The organism is Treponema medium, from assembly GCF_017161265.1.
GTDB classification, from domain to species: domain Bacteria; phylum Spirochaetota; class Spirochaetia; order Treponematales; family Treponemataceae; genus Treponema; species Treponema medium.
In genome coordinates, this window is the sequence record NZ_CP031393.1 from 2,286,742 (window position 1) to 2,304,698 (window position 17,957).

The window sequence follows — 17,957 nt, forward strand, 5'->3', positions numbered from 1 at the left end:
TCATGAAAACATATCTGCAAAAACTCGAGCAAAAGATTATGAAACAACATCCTCAGCTGAAACTTTCGGCAGAATGGGATGGCCGGTCGGTAATATTGACCGGAGACGCTCCTACGGTTGAAGAACGATATGCAGCCGGTGTTTTTTTTGTAAAAAAATGTAAGCATCGCCCCGGATATAAGGGTTTAGTCAACGATATAACCGTTGCAGGAAAGGCTGAACCGCCGATGCGGATGCCGGAAGCGCGGGATAATCTTTTGGAAGGAAAGATTTTCGATATCGTGATTATCGGCGCCGGGGTTGTCGGATGCGCAATCGCACGGGAACTATCCCGCTATGATTTAACAATCGCCGTTCTCGAAAAAGAGTGTGATTGTGCAATGCAGGCGTCCTCCCGCAACGACGGTATGATTCATCCCGGCTTTGCAGACAGTCCTTCCAAAATAAAAGGCAAACTGAACACCCGCGGCAATCGTCTGTACCGCAAGCTCGACAAAGAACTCGGTTTTCAAACCGAATGGCCGGGCAGCTTTATGCTGTTTGATTCCCCGCTCCTGAAACTCCTTGTGCCGTTTATGCACTGGAGAGCGGCAAAAAACGGTGTTGACGGGCGGGTTGGATATCGAAATAAAAAAACGATACAAAACATGGAACCGAACCTGAGTACGGAATACTACGGCGGTTTTTGGATGCCCTACTCCGGCATTGCCTCCCCTTTTAAAGTAACAATTGCCTTTGCAGAAAACGCTGCGGCAAACGGCGTATCGTTTTTCTTTGAAACCGCCGTAACCGGTTTTGATAAAACGAACGACTTGATTTCGGCAGTGCACACAAACCGCGGTACGCTGAACGCCCGCCTCGTCATTAACGCAGCGGGCGTATGGTCGGATAAAATTGCGGAATTTGCCGGAGACCGCTTTTTTTCCATTCATCCCCGAAAGGGTATGGATATCATCCTCGATAAAAAGAAAAAAAGTTTCCAGCACACCATTATCGGAAAGCCCAATCTTCTTAACTCTTCAAAACAACATTCAAAAGGCGGCGGCATTATCCCCTGTATAGAAGGGAATATCCTTGTCGGGCCGACTGCGCATGAGATATATGACCGCGAAGACTACGGTACCGATGCCGAAGATGAACGCAGTTTGCTTGAACAGATGTCTATGAATAAAACGCTTTCGCGGGGAGATATCATCGCGTATTATAGCGGGATCCGTGCAGCGACGTGGGAGGAAGACTTTATCGTTGAAGCATCCGAAAAGGTACCCAACTTGATTCATGCGGCGGGCATTCAATCGCCGGGTTTTGCTTCCGCTCCGGCAATCGCGGAAGATATTGCGGCGCTTGCCCTCCGGCGCTTTCCTGCCACCCTCAAAGAAAAACCGGACTTTGTATCTCGCCGCGCCGCACCCCGCGAAACAGCCGCCATGCACGATGCCGAGCGGCATACGCTTATCAAACAGGATCCGCTCTACGGTAAAATCGTCTGCCGCTGCGAGCAAATTTCCGAGGGGGAGATACGGGATGCGGTACGCAGCTGCCTTGCGCTCGGTATGCAGAATATCAGTCTTGATGCGGTAAAACGGAGGTGCCGTGCCGGTATGGGGCGTTGTCACGGCGGTTTTTGTACGCCGCGGGTAATGGAAATCATCAGCAGGGAAGCCGGTATCCCGCTTGAGCGCATTACTAAAAAAGGCGGCTCGTCGTATATACTGAACAACCCGCTGCCGGCAGACAAAGGGAAAGCAACATTATGAAACGTTTTTACGATATTATCGTGATTGGAGCGGGGCCTGCCGGTATGGCTGCCGCTCTTGCCGCTGCCGAAAAAGCCCCTCAGTGCAGCATCGCACTGATAGAACGAGAAGAACATATCGGTGGGATTTTAAAGCAGTGCATTCACGACGGCTTCGGACTTATTCGGTTTAAAGAACGGCTGACCGGTCCCGAATATGCGTGGCGGTACCGCGATATGCTCATCCAACACTCTAACATCGACATATTCGTATCCACCTTTGTTATCCGTATCGTGCAGCAGAACGGCGGCGGCTTTGAGCTGACCTTTACCAATCCGCAGAACGGTATTTTTACCCTTTCTTGCACGGCGCTCATTTCCGCAACGGGCTGTAGAGAACGTACCGACCGGCAGGTGTTTATCCACGGCGACCGGCCTTCGGGGGTATTCACCGCAGGGCAGGCGCAAGCCTTTATCAACCTAAAGGGATACATCCCCGGTAAGCGGTTTGTCATTTTGGGCAGCGGAGACATCGGGCTTATTATGGCGCGGCGGCTCACCCTCGAAACCGCACATATTGGCGGTAGTGTGGAAGGTGTCTACGAGGTAAAGAGCGAACCGTCGGGACTTACCCGCAATATCGTGCAATGCCTTGAAGATTACGGTATTCCGCTCCACCTTTCTACGACGGTGAGCGCTTTGCACGGGGCAGGACGCTTGGAGGGCGTAACCGTAACGCAGGTTGACGGACGGATGCAGCCGGTCGCCGGTACGGAGCGGTATATTCCCTGCGACACCCTCATATTGAGCGTCGGGCTTATTCCCGAAAATGACATCCTCGACAGTCTTGCGCCGAAAATGGACACGCGGACAAAGGGGCCGCAGGTTAATCAATATATGGAAACAACCGTTCCGGGGCTTTTCTCCTGCGGAAATGCCCTGCATGTAAACGACCTTGTAGACTATGTTTCCGAGTCGGGCAGTATTGCGGGAGAACGTGCGGCGGCGCAGCCAGCACAGTCTGAGTATCCTACTAAATATCCTGCGGATATTCCCATCTGTGCCGATAAAACGCTGCTGTATCAAACGCCTGCCCGTATCGTACCGGACGGAAACCAAGCGGTGCTGTACTTCCGATCTGCAGCACAGCGGGAACAAGCGATATTGACGATTACAGCGGAAACAAAAACAGGCTCAAAGGTTCTTTTAAAAAAAACATACCGGTCGCTAAAACCGCCGGAGATGGAGCGGATTATAGTGGATACCGCATCGATACCGGCCTACACGCAGCAACTGTCCGTTTCGCTGATAGACGCAGAACCGGCGCATCGGGCAAAGGAGGCGGAATGACCAAAGAGCTGATTTGTATTGCGTGCCCGCGCGGCTGTGTATTAACCGTGACAATCAATGATGCAACGAATATAATAGAAGTAAGCGGAAACAGCTGTCCTAAGGGAGCCATCTACGGCAAACAGGAAGTGCTGTGTCCTATGAGAACGCTCACTACTACCGTTGCCTGCAAGCCGGCTCGGCATAATGGGGAAACGACAGGATTCGGTGAGCCTGAGTTTATCCGCCTGCCGGTAAAAACCGGATGCGAAATTCCGCTTGAGGAGATGACATCTATGATAGAAAAAATCCGCAGTATTACCGCCGCAGCGCCGGTGCGGTACGGCGACTGTCTTGCGCAGCTTACCGCTGAAAACGGGACAAAAATACCGATTCTCGCCTGTGCAAGTACGGAGGCCAAATGATTATGAACAATCAATCGACGATTATTTCAATCGACTGCGGTACCCAGAGCCTACGTGTTATCATCTTTGCGGAAGACGGTTCGGTACTTGCAAAGAAACAGATCATGTATAAACCGTGCGTCAGCCCGCGGCCGGGATGGGCGGAACAAGACCCTGAAGTATGGTGGGGTGCGCTGTGCACAGGCGTAGCGGCACTTAAAAGCAGTCATCCCGATTTAATTGCCCGCGCAAAGGGAATCGGCGTAACAGCTCAGCGGGACACCGTTATTCTCATCGGTAAAGACGGAAACGTGCTGCGCCCTGCAATCACATGGCTCGATACCCGAAAGGCACGCGGCCGGTATCATCCGAATTTCATTATGAAGGCAGCGCTGAAAGCAGTCGATTACTACGAAAAAATCATGCATTCTCAAAGCGACGGTCAGTGCAACTGGATACAGGAAAACGAGCCGGAAATTTGGAAGAAAACTTGGCGGGTACTGATGGTATCGGGGTATCTGCAATACCGGCTTACGGGAATTGCCGCCGATTCCCCTTCATCCTTGGTCGGACACATTCCCTTTGATCACAAAAAACAAAAGTGGGCATCGCCCGGACACATCACGGCAAAGATATTTCCGATAGATGATGATAAAAAATGCAGCGTTGTCCAAAGCGGGAAAGAGATCGGACGAGTTTCCGCCCAAGGCGCTCTGGAAACGGGGCTTCCTGCCGGTATACCGGTCATCGCCTGCGGCAGTGATAAGGCATGCGAAACGCTCGGTATGGGATGCCTCGATGCGGAAACGGCATCCCTCAGTTTCGGCACAACGGCGACGGTAGAAATATGCACCGACCGCTACACGGAACCTATCCGCTTCCTGCCCGCATACAGCGCCGCCTATCCCGGGCGTTGGGTACCGGAAATCGAAATATTCCGCGGCTACTGGATGATCAGCTGGTTTAAGGACGAGCTCGGCTATGAGGAACGGGCAAAGGCGACGGCAACCGGTATTATTCCGGAGCAAATTATGGATCGTCTCCTCGACTCCTCACCACCCGGCTGCTACGGCCTGATGCTGCAACCGTATTGGGGAGCAAGCCTCAAAGATCATTATGCAAAAGGCTCGATGATCGGGTTCGGTGACGTACACGGACGGCACGCAATATACAGGGCAATCATCGAAGGGCTTGCCTACTCGCTGCGGGAGGGATTGGAACAACTGCAACGGCAAAGCGGCATTCCCGTACAAAAGGTTGCCGTTTCGGGCGGCGCCTCGCAGAGCGACCGTATCTGCAGTATCACGGCGGATATTTTAAACAAGCCGCTTGTCCGCGGTGCGACAACGGAAACTTCCGCACTGGGTGCCGCAATCTTAACGGCGTACGGAACAGGGTGTTATTCCAGCATCGAAGAAAGCGCCAAAAACATGGTTCATATCGCACGGGAATTTACCCCTTCACCGGATAACCGTGAATTATATGATGAACTCTATAAAATATACACGCAGATATATCCTATCCTCAAGCACATATATAAACGGATACGGGAAGTAACCGGTTATCCGTCATAAAAAGTAGTATCGAGAGCATCTAAAAATATCATCGAGTTTTAAGAGGTGCTCTATTATAAATTCAAATAGGAGATGGCTATGGCAGAACGTAAGGTATACAAGAATTTTAAACCGGAATGGGAGCAAGTTCCCCCGCCGCCGGCTTCATTCCGTTCGATTTTAAAATGGGGAGATCCCAACGAATTTAAAGAACCGAATGAAAGGCTCTTTACCTTTATGAAAGGTGAGCTCGGCTTAACCGATGCAGATTTTCAGCGGAAGGGCGCCGACGGACATGAAGCGGTACCCGAAACATTAGCGACGCCGCCGCTCGAACCGGAGCATGTCGCATTCTTTGAATCCGTGTGCGGTAAAGAGAATGTAAGCACCAAGGGATACAACCGGCTTTCCGTAGCTTACGGCAAAACCATGTACGACCTCTACCGGCTGCGGGAGAACATCACCGAAAATGCCCCGCAGGCAGTGCTCTATCCTTCAAGTCATGAAGAAATCGTGCAGATTGTCGAATACTGCCAAAAGCAGCACATCCCCCTCTATGTATACGGCGGCGGCTCTTCCGTTACCCGCGGCGTGGAAGCGTTTAAGGGCGGCATCAGCCTTGATATGCGGCGGAACTTTAATAAAGTGATTAACTTTAACGAAACCGATCAAACCATCACGGTTGAAGCGGGAATGTCCGGCCCCCAGCTCGAAAAAATCTTGAGCGAAGCAAAAACCCGGTTCGGCGCACGGCACGTTTACACCTGCGGACACTTTCCGCAGTCGTTTGAATACTCCTCCGTCGGCGGCTGGACGGTAACGAGGGGCGCCGGTCAGAACTCAACCTATTACGGTAATATTCACGATATCGTGATGGGGCAGACTTATGTTACCCCCGCCGGCATCATTAAAAGCTACGGACTTCCCGCCCACGCAGTCGGCCCTGATATCGATGAGCTGATGATGGGGTCGGAGGGAGCGTTCGGCGTACTGACGCATGTAACGCTGAAAATTTCCCGCCTGACTGCGGAGAACCGCCGGTATTTCAGTTTTATGTTTAAGGACTGGCAGAGCGGACGCGACGCCGCGCGGGAAATTATGCAAGCCGAAGCAGGCTATCCTTCCGTGTTCCGCCTATCCGACCCCGAAGAAACCGATGCAATGATGAAGCTCTACGGCGTGGAAGGCACCCCGCTCGAAAGCTTGATGAACCTCCGCGGATACAAAGCGCATGACCGCTGTATGTTTTTAGGCTGGACGGAAGGAGAACGAGGCTTTTCTTCAAATCTCTTCCGCATCGTAAAAAAAATCAGCAAAGCTCACGGTGGATTATACCTCACCGGCTATCCCGCGCACAAATGGGAAGAAGGCCGCTTTACCGACCCCTATTTACGGGAATCGCTGCAGGACTACGGCATTATCATCGACACGATGGAATGCTCCGTTACATGGGAGATGATGGGCAGGGTGCATGAAAAGGTACGCGCCTTTGCAAAATCCCGCCCGCACACGGTCTGTATGACACACCTTTCCCATGCGTATGAGCAGGGAGCCAATCTCTATTTTATCTTTATTGGGAAATTCCGTGATAAAGAAGAATATGCAGAATATCAGTTCGGTATCTTTGATAATATCATGGAACAGGGCGCTGCAATGAGCCATCACCACGGTGTCGGCAAGATGACGGCGGCATGGGTGGAGCAGTCGATCGGCACGGATAGGCTGAACATTTTCCGTGCGTTAAAAAAGCATTTTGACCCCGACAACATTATGAACCCGGGCGGCACCCTCGGCATCGACATGACCGAAGAGCAAAAGCGCAAACCGAAGTTCTGCAGCAGAACATGGGATAATCCTGCGTATTAAGGGGTATTGCTCAAAATAACGGAGCCGATAAAAATAAAAAAAGCCGATTAAACCGTACAGTCTAATCGGCTTTCGTTTTTAATGCAATTCTTCAAACCCGTAGGCTTCTTCTTTCGTATTAAAGAAATAGTTATAGGCTTTGGAAGCCTCTACTGTAATTTCCTGTTTACTTGCACCGTAGGTTGTTGTAACGGAACGAGACAGAACCCCCGGTCGAGTTTTTGAAAAAGACGATTCGACGATATGCGTTCCGGGAGTAACATAGAATCCGGTTGAAAGTTTTTCTCTAAAGTAGAGCGGAGGCTCCCCGTCAACACTGCTGACGGTTATCTGCTGTGCCGCGCTCGCCAGCATACCGGTTACCGAACTTGTTTTACCGATATACACTTTTACCGCATCGGGATGCTCATTCAGCCAATTTGTAACACGCTGTTTATCCTTCTTTGTTTTAAAGATTGCAAATGCAAAATAAGCGAGCAGCCCTATCGGAATAAGAATAAAATAATAGATATGTGAAAAACTTGTATTACTCATGATGGTGTCCATGTGTTTTCTCCTTTACGGTTGTCAATTTAGCCGGTTCATCAGTATTTTCCGTGTTGAGTTTAGTTACGGAATCTCTATTGATTCCCAAATCATCCAATAACTTTATAAACTGCGTAATACCGATTAATTCGCAGTCAATCAGTACTTCATTTTCTCCCTGCCGGGTAAGATAGAGCGAACATTCCGTATCACCGCCCGAACTAACGGTTTTTGCCCGTATCGCTGTAGCGGAAATCGAATAGGTATCGATTTTATTACCCTTTTTTATTGTCAATGTATCGCCGTCGGTTTCTATAACAATCATATTACCGATAATTACCAACCAAATATAGCCGGCGAAAGTTGCTAAAGCTATCAATAGCAACAATACAAAACTTTTAAGCCAAATTGATGCAATAAAAGTCACAAAGAGAGCTGCCCCCGCACCAAAAACAAGATTCACAAGTACTCTGTGCGGGCGTGTCTTATAGACATTGCTCATTTTTTCCTCCTATAAAAATTTTCGGAATCGAAGGCACTATTATAATTGAGCCATTCGCTTTGTCAACCCAGTCTAATTACTGTTACTATGATGATAATGCCGGGTACATATTGAAATTCTTTTCTATTCTATGGCATACTACGTTCCATAAGGAGTGTAAAATAAAAGCCGTACAAATAGCACGGCTTTTATTTACCTAAGTTTTGGGAGGGTACGATGGAATTTATACGTCAAGAAAATAGAATTTATGCGGAAAACGATGCCGGAAAAGTTATTGCCGAGGTCACATTTCCGCAGGAGAATGCGTCGACAGTTTGCCTCGACCACACCTTTGTCGATAACTCTTTACGCGGGCAAGGCATTGCAGGGAAACTCGTTAAAGAAGTCGTAGACTATGCCCAAAAGAACGGGAAGAAGATACGTCCTCAATGCTCGTATGCAGCCGATTGGTTCAACAAACATTCGGAATACGCCGGTTTAGTCGCACATTAAAACACAACGACGCAGAGTGATGGAATATTACCACCTGTGCACGAATAAAAAGAGCCTTTAAAAAGTAATATGATAAATTATTTCCGTAAAGAAAAAGCCGATAGAAATTTTCAGTTTTTTAGAGGTTCCTAGGAGACATCTATGAACATTGATAGAAATACAGCAGAGGCATTACTCAACCAATATGTTACAACTGAACATATCATAGCGCATTCCTTTGCTGTTGAAGCTGTTATGCGTGCGCTCGCAAAACGGCTTAATCCGACAGATGAGGAACTCTGGGGAATTACCGGCCTGCTTCACGATTTGGATATGGACGTTTCAAACTGGCAAGAGCACCCTGAACGGCACGGTCCCGTAACGGTTGAGCTGTTAAAGAAACAGAATTTCGGCTGCGAGGAAATGTACAGCGCCATTATCGCTCACAATCCCGATACGGGCGCCGTACCGCAAACGCTTTTCGAAAAAGCACTCTATGCAGCCGACCCTATTACCGGATTTATTACTGCCGTTACACTTGTTTATCCCGATAAAAAGATTACAAGCGTTAAGGTTAAATCCATTGTCAAGAAAATGAAAGCAACCGGATTTGCGGCCGGCGCCGATAGAGGCGCAATGATGTCAATAGAAAATATCGGGATACCGTTTCCGGAATTTGCTGAATTAGCCCTTGCAGCGATGTGCGGCATCGCCGATAAGCTCGGACTTTAATGTATAGATACGCGCGAGCCGTTTGTGTTGAAGCTTTTCAATCTTGCGGTCACGTAAGTCTATCTGATGTATATATTCTATGGCTAAGTTTAAACGGCAATCGAAATCTGTCCGAAAGGCGGAGATACAAGAAGCTGCAAAAAAAGTATTTTTAGAGAAGGGCTTTCGTTATACAACAATGGAAGATGTGGTAAAACGCACAACGCTTTCCAAGGGGGGCGTATACCAATATTATAAAACGACAAAGGCAATCCTTTTTGATATTATGCAAAACGGGAACTATTTCCGGTACGAACGAACCGAAAAGATTGTGCAAGAATCGGCAGGTACCGAATCGCTTGCCGAGGTTATGACAGACGCTTGTATGGCAAAGCTCTTTGATGAAGTACCCGAAAAAAAACTCTACTTGATGTTTTTAGCAGAAATCCCTTATGACCGCGATTATGAAATGCTGTATTTTCAATTGGAAAAACAGGCTTTTGAACTGTTTATAAAAACGTTACACTACCCGCCCCAACAAGAATTAGAAATTATGAATATCATCCGGCATCAAGAGTATTTCCTTCTTAAAATTTTTCACGGTATGCTGGTAATGCATGAATTATTCAGCGATAAGAACATCTTTAATCAAAATAAAGAAAAAATCCGTGCAATGATTCTTACCGCAATGCAAAACTTTTTCGACCGGCATCAAGATTTGTTCAACCATATTAACCGATGATGTGTTTACCCTGAAGGATGGAATGATGTATGCCACTGATTAATTTTATACTTGCAATGCTACCGATTATCTGGCTTATTATTTCTTTAAGCAAGCTCAAGATGAGCAGTTGTAATGCCTGCGGTATTGCGTTGCTTATAACAGCGATTTTGGCGGCGCTGTATTGGAAATTACCTCTCCTGCATATCTCGTCCGCTATGCTCGAAGGAGCGACGTATGCGCTCTGGCCTATATGTTTGATTATTGTTGCCGCTCTTTTTACATACAATTTAACGATAAAAACCGGCGCTATGGAAATGATCAAAGGGATGTTGATCGGTATTTCCGATGATAAAAGAATACTGATGCTGATTATCGGCTGGGGTTTCGGTAATTTTATGGAAGGCATGGCAGGGTTCGGTACTGCGGTTGCTATTCCCGCATCGATTCTTGCCGGAATAGGTCTTAATCCCATCAACGCGGTAACAGCTTGTCTTGTTGCAAATACGACACCGACTGCGTTCGGCTCGGCAGGAGTGCCGACAGCAACACTTGCCTCCATTACGGGGTTGGACTTGCAACAGCTTGCTGCAAATGCCGCGCTCATACAGGCCGTGCATACATTTCTTTCGCCATTCTTTGCAGTGGTGATCTGCGGCGAAGGAATAAAGGCATTAAAAGGCGTATGGCATATTACGTTAATCGCATCGCTGTCGTTCGTTGCTCCCTATCTTCTTTTTGCACAGTTGTTAGGCCCTGAACTTCCGACTATTGTCGGTTCAATTTGTTCGATGCTCTGCGTAATCATTGTAGTAAAATTCAGCAAAAGAAACGGTAACGAGGCTTGCGGTACCGCAAAAATAGAATCGGAATATTCCGTAAAAACTGCTGCGAAAGGGACAACAATACCAGCTCCAGCTGCACATATCGGTTTTGCCGAAGGCCTGAGAGCGTGGGCGCCGTTTGTACTCATCTTTATATTGTTAATTCTTACCTCCAAGATCTGCCCTCCCGTACACAACGCCATCAAGGATTTCAAACATTCGTTCTTAATATATACGGGAGACGGTGGCAAGCCGCTCACATTCAGCTGGATAAATACTCCGGGAGTGGTGATATTTATAGCGGCTATCTGCGGAGGGCTTATTCAAAAGGCTTCGTTATCCGAAATGGCAGGTGTGTTAGGCTTTACCCTAAAAAAATATTGGAGAACCTTTGTAACGATTTGCAGTGTTTTAGCAACTGCCAAGGTGATGATATACAGCGGGATGATCTCCGATATTGCACGCTCAGCTGTTGTTGCAACCGGCCCTGTGTATCCCTTTGTTGCACCGCTTATCGGCGTACTGGGAGCGTTTATAACAGGATCGGGTACCTCTACCAACGTCCTCTTTGGGAATTTACAGTTAGAAACCGCCTTGTCGCTCAATCTAAATCCCTATTGGATTACTGCAGCAAATGTGATGGGCGCCGGTATCGGTAAAATGGTATGTCCGCAGAATATTGCAATCGGTGCAGGAGCTATCGGTATTACCGGTTCCGACAGCAAAATTCTCGCGGCAGTGTTTAAATATTTTGTTATGTATGCATTGCTTGCCGGAGTAATCTGTTTTGTCGGCTCGTTACTGATGTGAGCCGCTGCACATTTCCGTTCAGCGGTTCTCTTTGGAATGTAATGCAACTCCGGGGAGCGGATCCGGCTGTGCAAAGCGGATACATTTAAACGGATGGATATTAACTGCGTTTACATACCAGCCTTTTATATCACTTAAATCGATTACGTTGATTGCAGGAATATGAGAAAGCGGGATAAGAACTGACGAATCCAACAGCAACTGTTCCGCTTTTGCAAGATATTCAAATCTGGTTTTACGGTTTTGTTCCGCCGATGCTTTTTTGATAAAGTTTTCGTAGTCGGTATTATGCCAGCCTGAATCATTTAAAGTCGAATCCGACCTGAATAATTCCAGAAAAGCAAGCGGATCTGCAAAATCGCCAATCCACGAAATAACGGCTAAATGATAGTCATCTGTTTTTAACCGATCGTAGTATTCTTCAAAAGGAACGGTTGTAATTTCTGCTGAAATTCCTATTTTTTGCCATGCAGTTTTCAGCAATGCCGCTTGTTCGGTATAGAATGCTGTTTCCGGCAGGAGAATTTTTACCGGTTCTGTTGTCTGTGATTGCGGCAGATTTTTTAAAAGCTTTTCCGCCTTTGCCGTATCCTGTTTATCAATACCCGGTACTGTGGGGTATCCTGTGAGAGGAAATACCAGCGTCTTAGCAGGAATTAAATAATCCTTGCGCAATTCGGTATAAGGGAGTGCTGCAAGCAGCGCTTCTCTGAGCGTTTGATTATTGCATGGCGCTGTGTTTGTTTTAAAATAAAAAAATTCGGTTGCAAACATCGGCGTAATATGGATGGTATATGCCGCCGCTACTTTATTTAAATTGACTGACCCGCAAAGCCAATGAACAGTTCCTTGATTAAATGCTTCCGTCATTTTATCGGCATCTTCATCCAATAGTATACTGATTGCAGGGAGCCGTACCGATTCAGAATCCCAATAAGTAGAATTTTTTATGAGACGAATTTTTTCGGCGGTAAAACTTTCTATTTTAAATGGACCGCTCGCGATCGGTTTAAAAGCTTCGGAAGGCTTCGCAAATGAAGATTTACCCGCACATTGATTTATTGCTTTAAACTGCGAAGGATGTACTGCTGAAAATGCATGATGGCAGAGTATATTAGCTAATTGTTCTGCCGGATATATAAGCGAGATTTTTAATGAAGTATCGGACTCCGCACATAAGCCGATAGCCGACATATCGGAACTTTTTCCGGTACGATATTCTTTTACTCCTTTAACGCAATCTAAAAGTGAGGCATAAGGTAAATCAAGCTTAGGGTTTAACAAATTGATAAATGAATCGCATAATACTTGAGCGGTGATAGGATCGCCGTTTTCAAATGTGAGCTTATCCCGCAATGTGAACGTCCACGTTAAACCGTCTGCGCTGATCTTCCAATCCTTTGCTAATCCGGCGACCGGCTGTAACGTATAAGGATCGTAGGTACACAGTCCTTCATACAAGCCGGTTAGAATTTGCGCCTCATTTGCATTATATGCAGCATGAGGATGTAAGTTTGGAATACCGGTAGTAACCGAAACGATAAATTCGTTTTGAGGATAAGTTTCACTTTCTGCACATGCAACAAATGGAAATATACATAAAATAAGAAACAATACTATATTTTTTTTATTCATGAATCAATCCAAGTTCTTTCATATTTAAATATTCTTCAACACTCGCATTGTACTCTGCTCTGCATTGATTTGCTTTTATAACAGCGTTTCGAATTGTGGTCAATTCTATTTTTATTCCTTTCATTTTTGAACGCAGTATAACGTCAGTGGATTTATAATAATCATCCAATCCGCCGAGGGTTTTTAAATATCCATTACATATAACGATGTATTTGTTTAAGAGTTCAAGTAATTGTTCATTGTTCATACCGGTTAAACGCTGCTGTAAGTCGGAGGTACCCGATGCAAGAACTCTAAAAATACGAATTGTTTTTGCTAAATTATCAGTAAAATCTTCCAGTACGATTATTTCTTTTTTTTGCAAATTGCTGATAGGGTCTTTAATCAATATAGTGATTTCATGTTTTCTTTCTTCCATATTGAAAGCACGCCTCAAAGCTTCCAAAAACTTGGTAAAAATCGTCGTACGCGATTTATATACTACTTCTTGGTTAGCCATAAGTTTGGTGAGACAAGTGTCGAAATGATTACCGGTGGTACCGAGAATACGAAGTCCTGTTATAAGCACCGGTCGCATATTTTCCTGTTTATTGTTTTTTACATTTTCTTTTTGCGCTACATTCAAATGGCGCAATACTTCCCGTTGCAGATGTGCCGAATCGGGACCGTAATCTTCTTTAATAACTTCCATTACAAGATCATGATAAAAGGGAAGTTTTTCATCATTTGTTGTAAGGGCTTTTTTAAGAGTTTTTAATAATTTAATCGGACTTGCTATATCCGCTTGCGTAACCGTTAAATCGGACGGTAAATTTTTTCTGATCGTTAGTTTATATTCTTCACGATGTAGACGAGCAAGTTGACGGAGTGTTTTATTGATCTCCGTATCAAGCTTTGCAAGGTGTCCAAGTGAATCTCGCAATAGCCCGCCGGTCAGCGTATCGGAGACGGAGTGGAGCGATTTACAAATCTCGGCTAGTGCACGAGTATTTGCAAGCGTTGAATTTTCATTAAGCGCTGACCATTGGAAAGTTTTATTCAATGCAAGCATTGATGCAATACGCTGTGGCGTCAGGAATGAACAATTAAACTGATAGGAGTTAGTTAAAAAATCGAGCATCGTTTGATACTGTGCCAATCTGGAACCGACGATAGCAGCCCGCTCGCCGTCTGCAAAAGCTTCATTGCTGGGAACTTTTATTTCGGTCATACGGCTGTCGTATTTATACGGATCGTCATAGACCAAACCCTTTTTTAACAAATTGCTGCGGAGGATTTTTACCACACTGCCGAGCGCTGCATAATTTTGCTGCAACTGCGGAAGTAAATGCTTGTTAAACTCTTCCCGTTGTATAGCTATGTGGTGCTCTAACTCTTCAGAAAAATTTTTCGTAGATTCCATATCATCATCATCGGCACTTTTAAAAAATTTTTTATATGATTTATGGAATAACTGCCTTAAATAAGAATTTATAATGCAAATCTATCTAATTTCTCTACAAAACTATCAATTAAATCATTTACAATCTCAGGTCTGTCCGTATTTGAATTGTGACCGGCTCCTTTACCACTTAAAGTCTTAAACGTTTTTTCAATCATATTTTCCCCTCCCACAGCTTCTTGCCCTAAAGCGCTTTTTCATCCATTTCGTATAAATTGTTTTTGTCTTTTAAAACTTTACCGTCCCTTTTATATACTGATCTTTCCCATCACGACAAACTTCCTTGCACCTGTTGCAGACGGAACGTTATTCGGATTACCGCAGAGCGCTTCGTTTGCGAGTACAGCGAAAGCAGATGCTTCTTTTGAATCGCTGTTTTTACCGATATCCTCATTGGTTAGCACGGAACATTCAGGTAGCAGCTGCCGCAGATGATCTAAGATAACAGGATTTCTGCAGCCGCCTCCGCCGACTATCAGTTTTTGCGGCATCGGCAATCCGAATGTATTAAGCGAATACGCGATTGAATACGCAGTGTAATAGGTTGCCGTTCTCACAATTGTTTCCGGCGGCAGCTGCAATGATGTACCTTTATCATACAACGCTTGTATAAACGCTTCGGAATAATGTTCTCTGCCGGTGGTCTTTGGCGGTTTTAATTGCAAATAAGGATCCGTTTTAAGAAAATCAAGCAATACCGAATCGACGGCACCGGCGGTGGCACATTTGCCGTCTTCATCATAGTTTTGCGTACCGCCGGTGATAAGCCGCATCAAGCCGTCTATCAGCATATTGCCCGGACCGGTATCAAAAGCGATAATACCGTCCATATCGGCATCGGCAGGCAAAAGCGTGATATTGCCGATACCGCCGATATTCTGCAAGCCGATTACCGTATCGGGTTCTCGGTATAAGAGATACTCGGTAAACGGAACAAGCGGCGCCCCTGCCCCGCCCGCCGCGACATCCCGAACGCGGAAATCGGCAACCGTAACGCATCCGGTTCTCTCTGCAATAACAGCGGCTTCACCGATTTGCAGCGTGCTTTTAATATTCTTGCCAAAATAATATCGTTCATTCGGTGCATGAAAAACCGTATGTCCATGCGAACCGATAAAATCAACCGTACTGATATCGATATTCGCCTTTTTGCATACGGCAAAGCATGCTTCTGCTGACAGCTCTCCAAGATAAACATTCATCGCGCTTAATTCTTCGCTGCCGCCGAAAGAACCGGAAGCAAGCGCCAATAATCGCTGTCGTACTTCTTGCGGATAAGGCACAGTAAGAAAAGCACACTCCGCAATGCGCGTATCGAGTCCACTGCCGGTAATAGTCAGCAACACCGCATCGATACCGTCAACAGACGTTCCACTCATAAGCCCAATCGCCGTTTTTTCTTTTTTTTCGTTTATAAAATCCAAATACTTCATATATTGTTCCCGAAGGCAACCGCTCTTAAATATTTTAAGCGGCTGTATTCCTTTTGTGCAAAATTTCATAGGTATAAGGTGAGCGTCTACAATGACGCCGCTTACCTTAACCGTCAAGTTTTCTTTCGAAAACTTGCATATTGATGTGTGCGCTTTTCGCGCACGAATGCAACAGTTTCCAAAATTCATATTTTGTTCAACTGTTGCATTTTAAGGAAATAAAATTTCGCACACTTTATCTAAGAAGAAGGGGAAAACGCATCAGACCAGCATATAAAAATCGCAGAATAAGTGAGGTTGCGAGACCATTTGAACCGCGAAGAGGGGGCTGTCCAAAAACTTCAGTTTTTGGACAGTTTCCTTAGATTTAGATGCGACGTTTAAAATTAAGTCATTGCTGTATAAAGACTTAATTTTAAACTCGACGGGGATGTCCCGAAAGTAACCAACTTTTGGGACATCCCCAACCTTACTTATTCTGCGGGACTATCAACAAAATGTCTGATGCGTTTCCCCTTAGCTACTCACGCCCTTTTTGGAAGAATTTTAAAAACGGCTTTTTCTGTTTTTTTTCGGTATCCGTTTTTTGTATTAAATGCTTGACGTTTTCCATTACCTTGCTCACGATCGGCTGATCGGATAAATCAACCAAAAAGAATGACAAAGTACCGGTAGCAGAGAACACCGGCATACACACGATATGCGTATCTTGCTGTACGGCAGTATGCGTATGTGAAGCATTCTGAATTGCTTCTTTAATACTAATGGCAGGCGCAATGTCGGAAAGCGCATCGCCTTGTTTACATCCCGTTTTCTCATGTGCTTTAGCAGAAAAATTAAGGATACTTCCGGTCAGACTTACAACCAGAAGCGGACGATCGATTATCAGCAAGAGTTCATCAACAAGACCGTTTAATCCCGCAATCTTTAAACTTTTTTGTGCGGTAATTTGATACGCATCGTTAAGAGATTCCTGCAGCGTAATGCCTAAGTTGCCCAATTTTTTTGCACGAGAATCCGACAATACGCCGTTCAGCTGAATAGCCTTTGCAACCATTAAAAAGTCGTTTTCTTTTCTCTTTGCATAGACAAACATTGCAATTAATAAACAAAGTTCTATCCCTGCTCCGATAAATCCAAAAAACAGCACGAGTTCCGAATCACTTTTAAGCGAACTCTGCATTCCAACTTTATATCCCCAAATTGCAGTTGCTAAAATAAGTGCAAACGAAAAAAACACCGCACCGATCAATTTCTTTTTTCCGATAATAATCATGAATGTATCCTTATTATTTAGATATTTCTAAATTCCGCAATCTTTTCGAGGCTGCCGAAAACAAATAGTTTATCGCCTGTTTGTAATTCAAGATTATCATCCGGTTCATACATCGCTTCGCGATTCAAAGGATTGCCAACCGTATCGATATCGAGTTCAAGACGGACAACCATAATTAAGGTTAGATTGAATTTTTCTTTGATCGCAACCTGCGACAGTGTTTTCCCAATAAAAAACTTCGGTACTTTTACTTCACAGATTCCATATCCTTCGATAACCGAAAGCGAATTAAGCGCTTCGGGGTTAATCAATTCGTTGGCAATACGGGAGGCAGATTCTTCTTCAATCTTTAATACTCTACTAGCTCCAACCCGCTTCAACACAATCGCATGTAAGGGAGAAACCGCCCGCGCTACGATATAGGGAATTTCCCGTTCCTTCAACAGTGTTGTTGTTAAAATACTTGCTTCCTTATTATCGCCGATTGCAACAATGGCAACATCGATATCGTCGAGCGGAGCCTTTCTGAGTGCGTTTTCGTCGGTAGTATCGATCACCATTGCCGCCGGAACAATTTTTTTTACCCGATCGACAGCCTGCGCATCATGATCAAACGCAACAACCGAACCGCCTCCCTCAGCAAGCATTTCACAAATTCGAATACCGAATTCACCTAATCCGATAACCGCAAAATTTTGTTGTACATCCATCGTATTCTCCT

At 45.5% G+C, this 17,957-nt stretch carries 17 protein-coding genes; 9 read left to right on the forward strand and 8 right to left on the reverse strand.

The genetic code is table 11. The annotated features are described in order from the left end of the window. The first annotated feature begins 2 nt into the window (after positions 1–2). The 5 genes from DWB79_RS09970 to DWB79_RS09990 all read left to right on the forward strand — a co-directional run bounded on the left by DWB79_RS09970 (position 3) and on the right by DWB79_RS09990 (position 6,887). Positions 3–1,757 carry an NAD(P)/FAD-dependent oxidoreductase gene (locus tag DWB79_RS09970; protein WP_016523918.1) on the forward strand — a complete coding sequence of 585 codons (1,755 nt, stop codon included), beginning with the start codon at positions 3–5 and terminating at the stop codon, positions 1,755–1,757. After that, complete coding sequence (locus DWB79_RS09975; RefSeq protein WP_016523919.1) at positions 1,754–3,085, forward strand: NAD(P)/FAD-dependent oxidoreductase; 1,332 nt, start codon at positions 1,754–1,756, stop codon at positions 3,083–3,085. Before DWB79_RS09970 ends, DWB79_RS09975 begins: the two co-directional genes overlap by 4 nt. Then, positions 3,082–3,489, forward strand: a complete 408-nt coding sequence (locus DWB79_RS09980) for a DUF1667 domain-containing protein (RefSeq protein WP_016523920.1) — start codon at positions 3,082–3,084, stop codon at positions 3,487–3,489. Before DWB79_RS09975 ends, DWB79_RS09980 begins: the two co-directional genes overlap by 4 nt. Beyond that, positions 3,486–5,042, forward strand: a complete 1,557-nt coding sequence (locus DWB79_RS09985; protein ID WP_016523921.1) for an FGGY-family carbohydrate kinase — start codon at positions 3,486–3,488, stop codon at positions 5,040–5,042. Before DWB79_RS09980 ends, DWB79_RS09985 begins: the two co-directional genes overlap by 4 nt. A gap of 78 nt (positions 5,043–5,120) precedes the next feature. Continuing rightward, complete coding sequence (locus DWB79_RS09990; protein WP_016523922.1) at positions 5,121–6,887, forward strand: FAD-binding oxidoreductase; 1,767 nt, start codon at positions 5,121–5,123, stop codon at positions 6,885–6,887. 78 nt (positions 6,888–6,965) lie between these two features. Here DWB79_RS09990 and DWB79_RS09995 read toward each other — a convergent pair whose 3' ends face one another. Together DWB79_RS09995 and DWB79_RS10000 are read right to left on the reverse strand one after the other, a co-directional pair. After that, a complete protein-coding gene (locus tag DWB79_RS09995) occupies positions 6,966–7,433 on the reverse strand; it encodes a hypothetical protein (RefSeq protein ID WP_016523923.1) in 468 nt (155 codons plus the stop codon). Further along, positions 7,414–7,914 (reverse strand): Got1/Sft2-like family vesicle transport protein, encoded by a 501-nt coding sequence (locus tag DWB79_RS10000; protein WP_016523924.1) that lies wholly within the window; start codon positions 7,912–7,914, stop codon positions 7,414–7,416. The genes DWB79_RS09995 and DWB79_RS10000 overlap by 20 nt, the downstream gene beginning before the upstream one ends. 216 nt (positions 7,915–8,130) lie before the next feature. On the opposite strand from DWB79_RS10000, the gene DWB79_RS10005 reads away from it, so the two are divergent. The 4 genes from DWB79_RS10005 (at position 8,131) to DWB79_RS10020 (ending at position 11,451) form a co-directional block, all read left to right on the forward strand. After that, positions 8,131–8,406: a GNAT family N-acetyltransferase gene (locus DWB79_RS10005; protein WP_016523925.1), complete on the forward strand. Its 276-nt coding sequence runs from the start codon at positions 8,131–8,133 to the stop codon at positions 8,404–8,406. Positions 8,407–8,547: 141 nt separating this feature from the next. Continuing rightward, entirely contained in the window at positions 8,548–9,117 is a 570-nt protein-coding gene (locus tag DWB79_RS10010; protein ID WP_016523926.1) for an HD domain-containing protein, read from the forward strand. A gap of 79 nt (positions 9,118–9,196) precedes the next feature. Continuing rightward, the gene (locus DWB79_RS10015) at positions 9,197–9,838 is read left to right on the forward strand and encodes a TetR/AcrR family transcriptional regulator (protein ID WP_016523927.1); all 642 of its coding nucleotides are present in this window, start codon (positions 9,197–9,199) and stop codon (positions 9,836–9,838) included. Positions 9,839–9,867: 29 nt separating this feature from the next. Beyond that, complete coding sequence (locus DWB79_RS10020; RefSeq protein WP_016523928.1) at positions 9,868–11,451, forward strand: L-lactate permease; 1,584 nt, start codon at positions 9,868–9,870, stop codon at positions 11,449–11,451. An 18-nt stretch (positions 11,452–11,469) separates the two neighbouring features. Here DWB79_RS10020 and DWB79_RS10025 read toward each other — a convergent pair whose 3' ends face one another. The 6 genes from DWB79_RS10025 to DWB79_RS10045 all read right to left on the reverse strand — a co-directional run bounded on the left by DWB79_RS10025 (position 11,470) and on the right by DWB79_RS10045 (position 17,946). Continuing rightward, complete coding sequence (locus tag DWB79_RS10025) at positions 11,470–13,086, reverse strand: peptide ABC transporter substrate-binding protein (RefSeq protein WP_016523929.1); 1,617 nt, start codon at positions 13,084–13,086, stop codon at positions 11,470–11,472. Beyond that, positions 13,079–14,488 (reverse strand): TP0584 family protein, encoded by a 1,410-nt coding sequence (locus DWB79_RS10030; RefSeq protein ID WP_016523930.1) that lies wholly within the window; start codon positions 14,486–14,488, stop codon positions 13,079–13,081. The genes DWB79_RS10025 and DWB79_RS10030 overlap by 8 nt, the downstream gene beginning before the upstream one ends. Before the next feature lie 68 nt (positions 14,489–14,556). Continuing rightward, positions 14,557–14,685, reverse strand: coding sequence for a hypothetical protein (locus DWB79_RS12205; protein ID WP_016523931.1), 129 nt, complete (start codon positions 14,683–14,685; stop codon positions 14,557–14,559). Positions 14,686–14,775: 90 nt separating this feature from the next. Then, positions 14,776–15,960, reverse strand: a complete 1,185-nt coding sequence (locus tag DWB79_RS10035; RefSeq protein ID WP_040859669.1) for an anhydro-N-acetylmuramic acid kinase — start codon at positions 15,958–15,960, stop codon at positions 14,776–14,778. Positions 15,961–16,480: 520 nt separating this feature from the next. Further along, positions 16,481–17,236 carry a hypothetical protein gene (locus DWB79_RS10040; RefSeq protein WP_016523933.1) on the reverse strand — a complete coding sequence of 252 codons (756 nt, stop codon included), beginning with the start codon at positions 17,234–17,236 and terminating at the stop codon, positions 16,481–16,483. A gap of 17 nt (positions 17,237–17,253) precedes the next feature. Then, positions 17,254–17,946 carry a potassium channel family protein gene (locus tag DWB79_RS10045; protein WP_016523934.1) on the reverse strand — a complete coding sequence of 231 codons (693 nt, stop codon included), beginning with the start codon at positions 17,944–17,946 and terminating at the stop codon, positions 17,254–17,256. Positions 17,947–17,957 lie beyond the last annotated feature (11 nt).

Bases quoted from the DNA above. Each gene is read 5' to 3' on its own strand.
- DWB79_RS09970 (WP_016523918.1), top strand. From the start codon at position 3: ATGAAAACATATCTGCAAAAACTCGAGCAAAAGATTATGAAACAACAT.
- DWB79_RS09975 (WP_016523919.1), top strand. From the start codon at position 1,754: ATGAAACGTTTTTACGATATTATCGTGATTGGAGCGGGGCCTGCCGGT.
- DWB79_RS09980 (WP_016523920.1), top strand. From the start codon at position 3,082: ATGACCAAAGAGCTGATTTGTATTGCGTGCCCGCGCGGCTGTGTATTA.
- DWB79_RS09985 (WP_016523921.1), top strand. From the start codon at position 3,486: ATGATTATGAACAATCAATCGACGATTATTTCAATCGACTGCGGTACC.
- DWB79_RS09990 (WP_016523922.1), top strand. From the start codon at position 5,121: ATGGCAGAACGTAAGGTATACAAGAATTTTAAACCGGAATGGGAGCAA.
- DWB79_RS09995 (WP_016523923.1), bottom strand. From the start codon at position 7,433: ATGGACACCATCATGAGTAATACAAGTTTTTCACATATCTATTATTTT.
- DWB79_RS10000 (WP_016523924.1), bottom strand. From the start codon at position 7,914: ATGAGCAATGTCTATAAGACACGCCCGCACAGAGTACTTGTGAATCTT.
- DWB79_RS10005 (WP_016523925.1), top strand. From the start codon at position 8,131: ATGGAATTTATACGTCAAGAAAATAGAATTTATGCGGAAAACGATGCC.
- DWB79_RS10010 (WP_016523926.1), top strand. From the start codon at position 8,548: ATGAACATTGATAGAAATACAGCAGAGGCATTACTCAACCAATATGTT.
- DWB79_RS10015 (WP_016523927.1), top strand. From the start codon at position 9,197: ATGGCTAAGTTTAAACGGCAATCGAAATCTGTCCGAAAGGCGGAGATA.
- DWB79_RS10020 (WP_016523928.1), top strand. From the start codon at position 9,868: ATGCCACTGATTAATTTTATACTTGCAATGCTACCGATTATCTGGCTT.
- DWB79_RS10025 (WP_016523929.1), bottom strand. From the start codon at position 13,086: ATGAATAAAAAAAATATAGTATTGTTTCTTATTTTATGTATATTTCCA.
- DWB79_RS10030 (WP_016523930.1), bottom strand. From the start codon at position 14,488: ATGGAATCTACGAAAAATTTTTCTGAAGAGTTAGAGCACCACATAGCT.
- DWB79_RS12205 (WP_016523931.1), bottom strand. From the start codon at position 14,685: ATGATTGAAAAAACGTTTAAGACTTTAAGTGGTAAAGGAGCCGGTCAC.
- DWB79_RS10035 (WP_040859669.1), bottom strand. From the start codon at position 15,960: ATGAAGTATTTGGATTTTATAAACGAAAAAAAAGAAAAAACGGCGATT.
- DWB79_RS10040 (WP_016523933.1), bottom strand. From the start codon at position 17,236: ATGATTATTATCGGAAAAAAGAAATTGATCGGTGCGGTGTTTTTTTCG.
- DWB79_RS10045 (WP_016523934.1), bottom strand. From the start codon at position 17,946: ATGGATGTACAACAAAATTTTGCGGTTATCGGATTAGGTGAATTCGGT.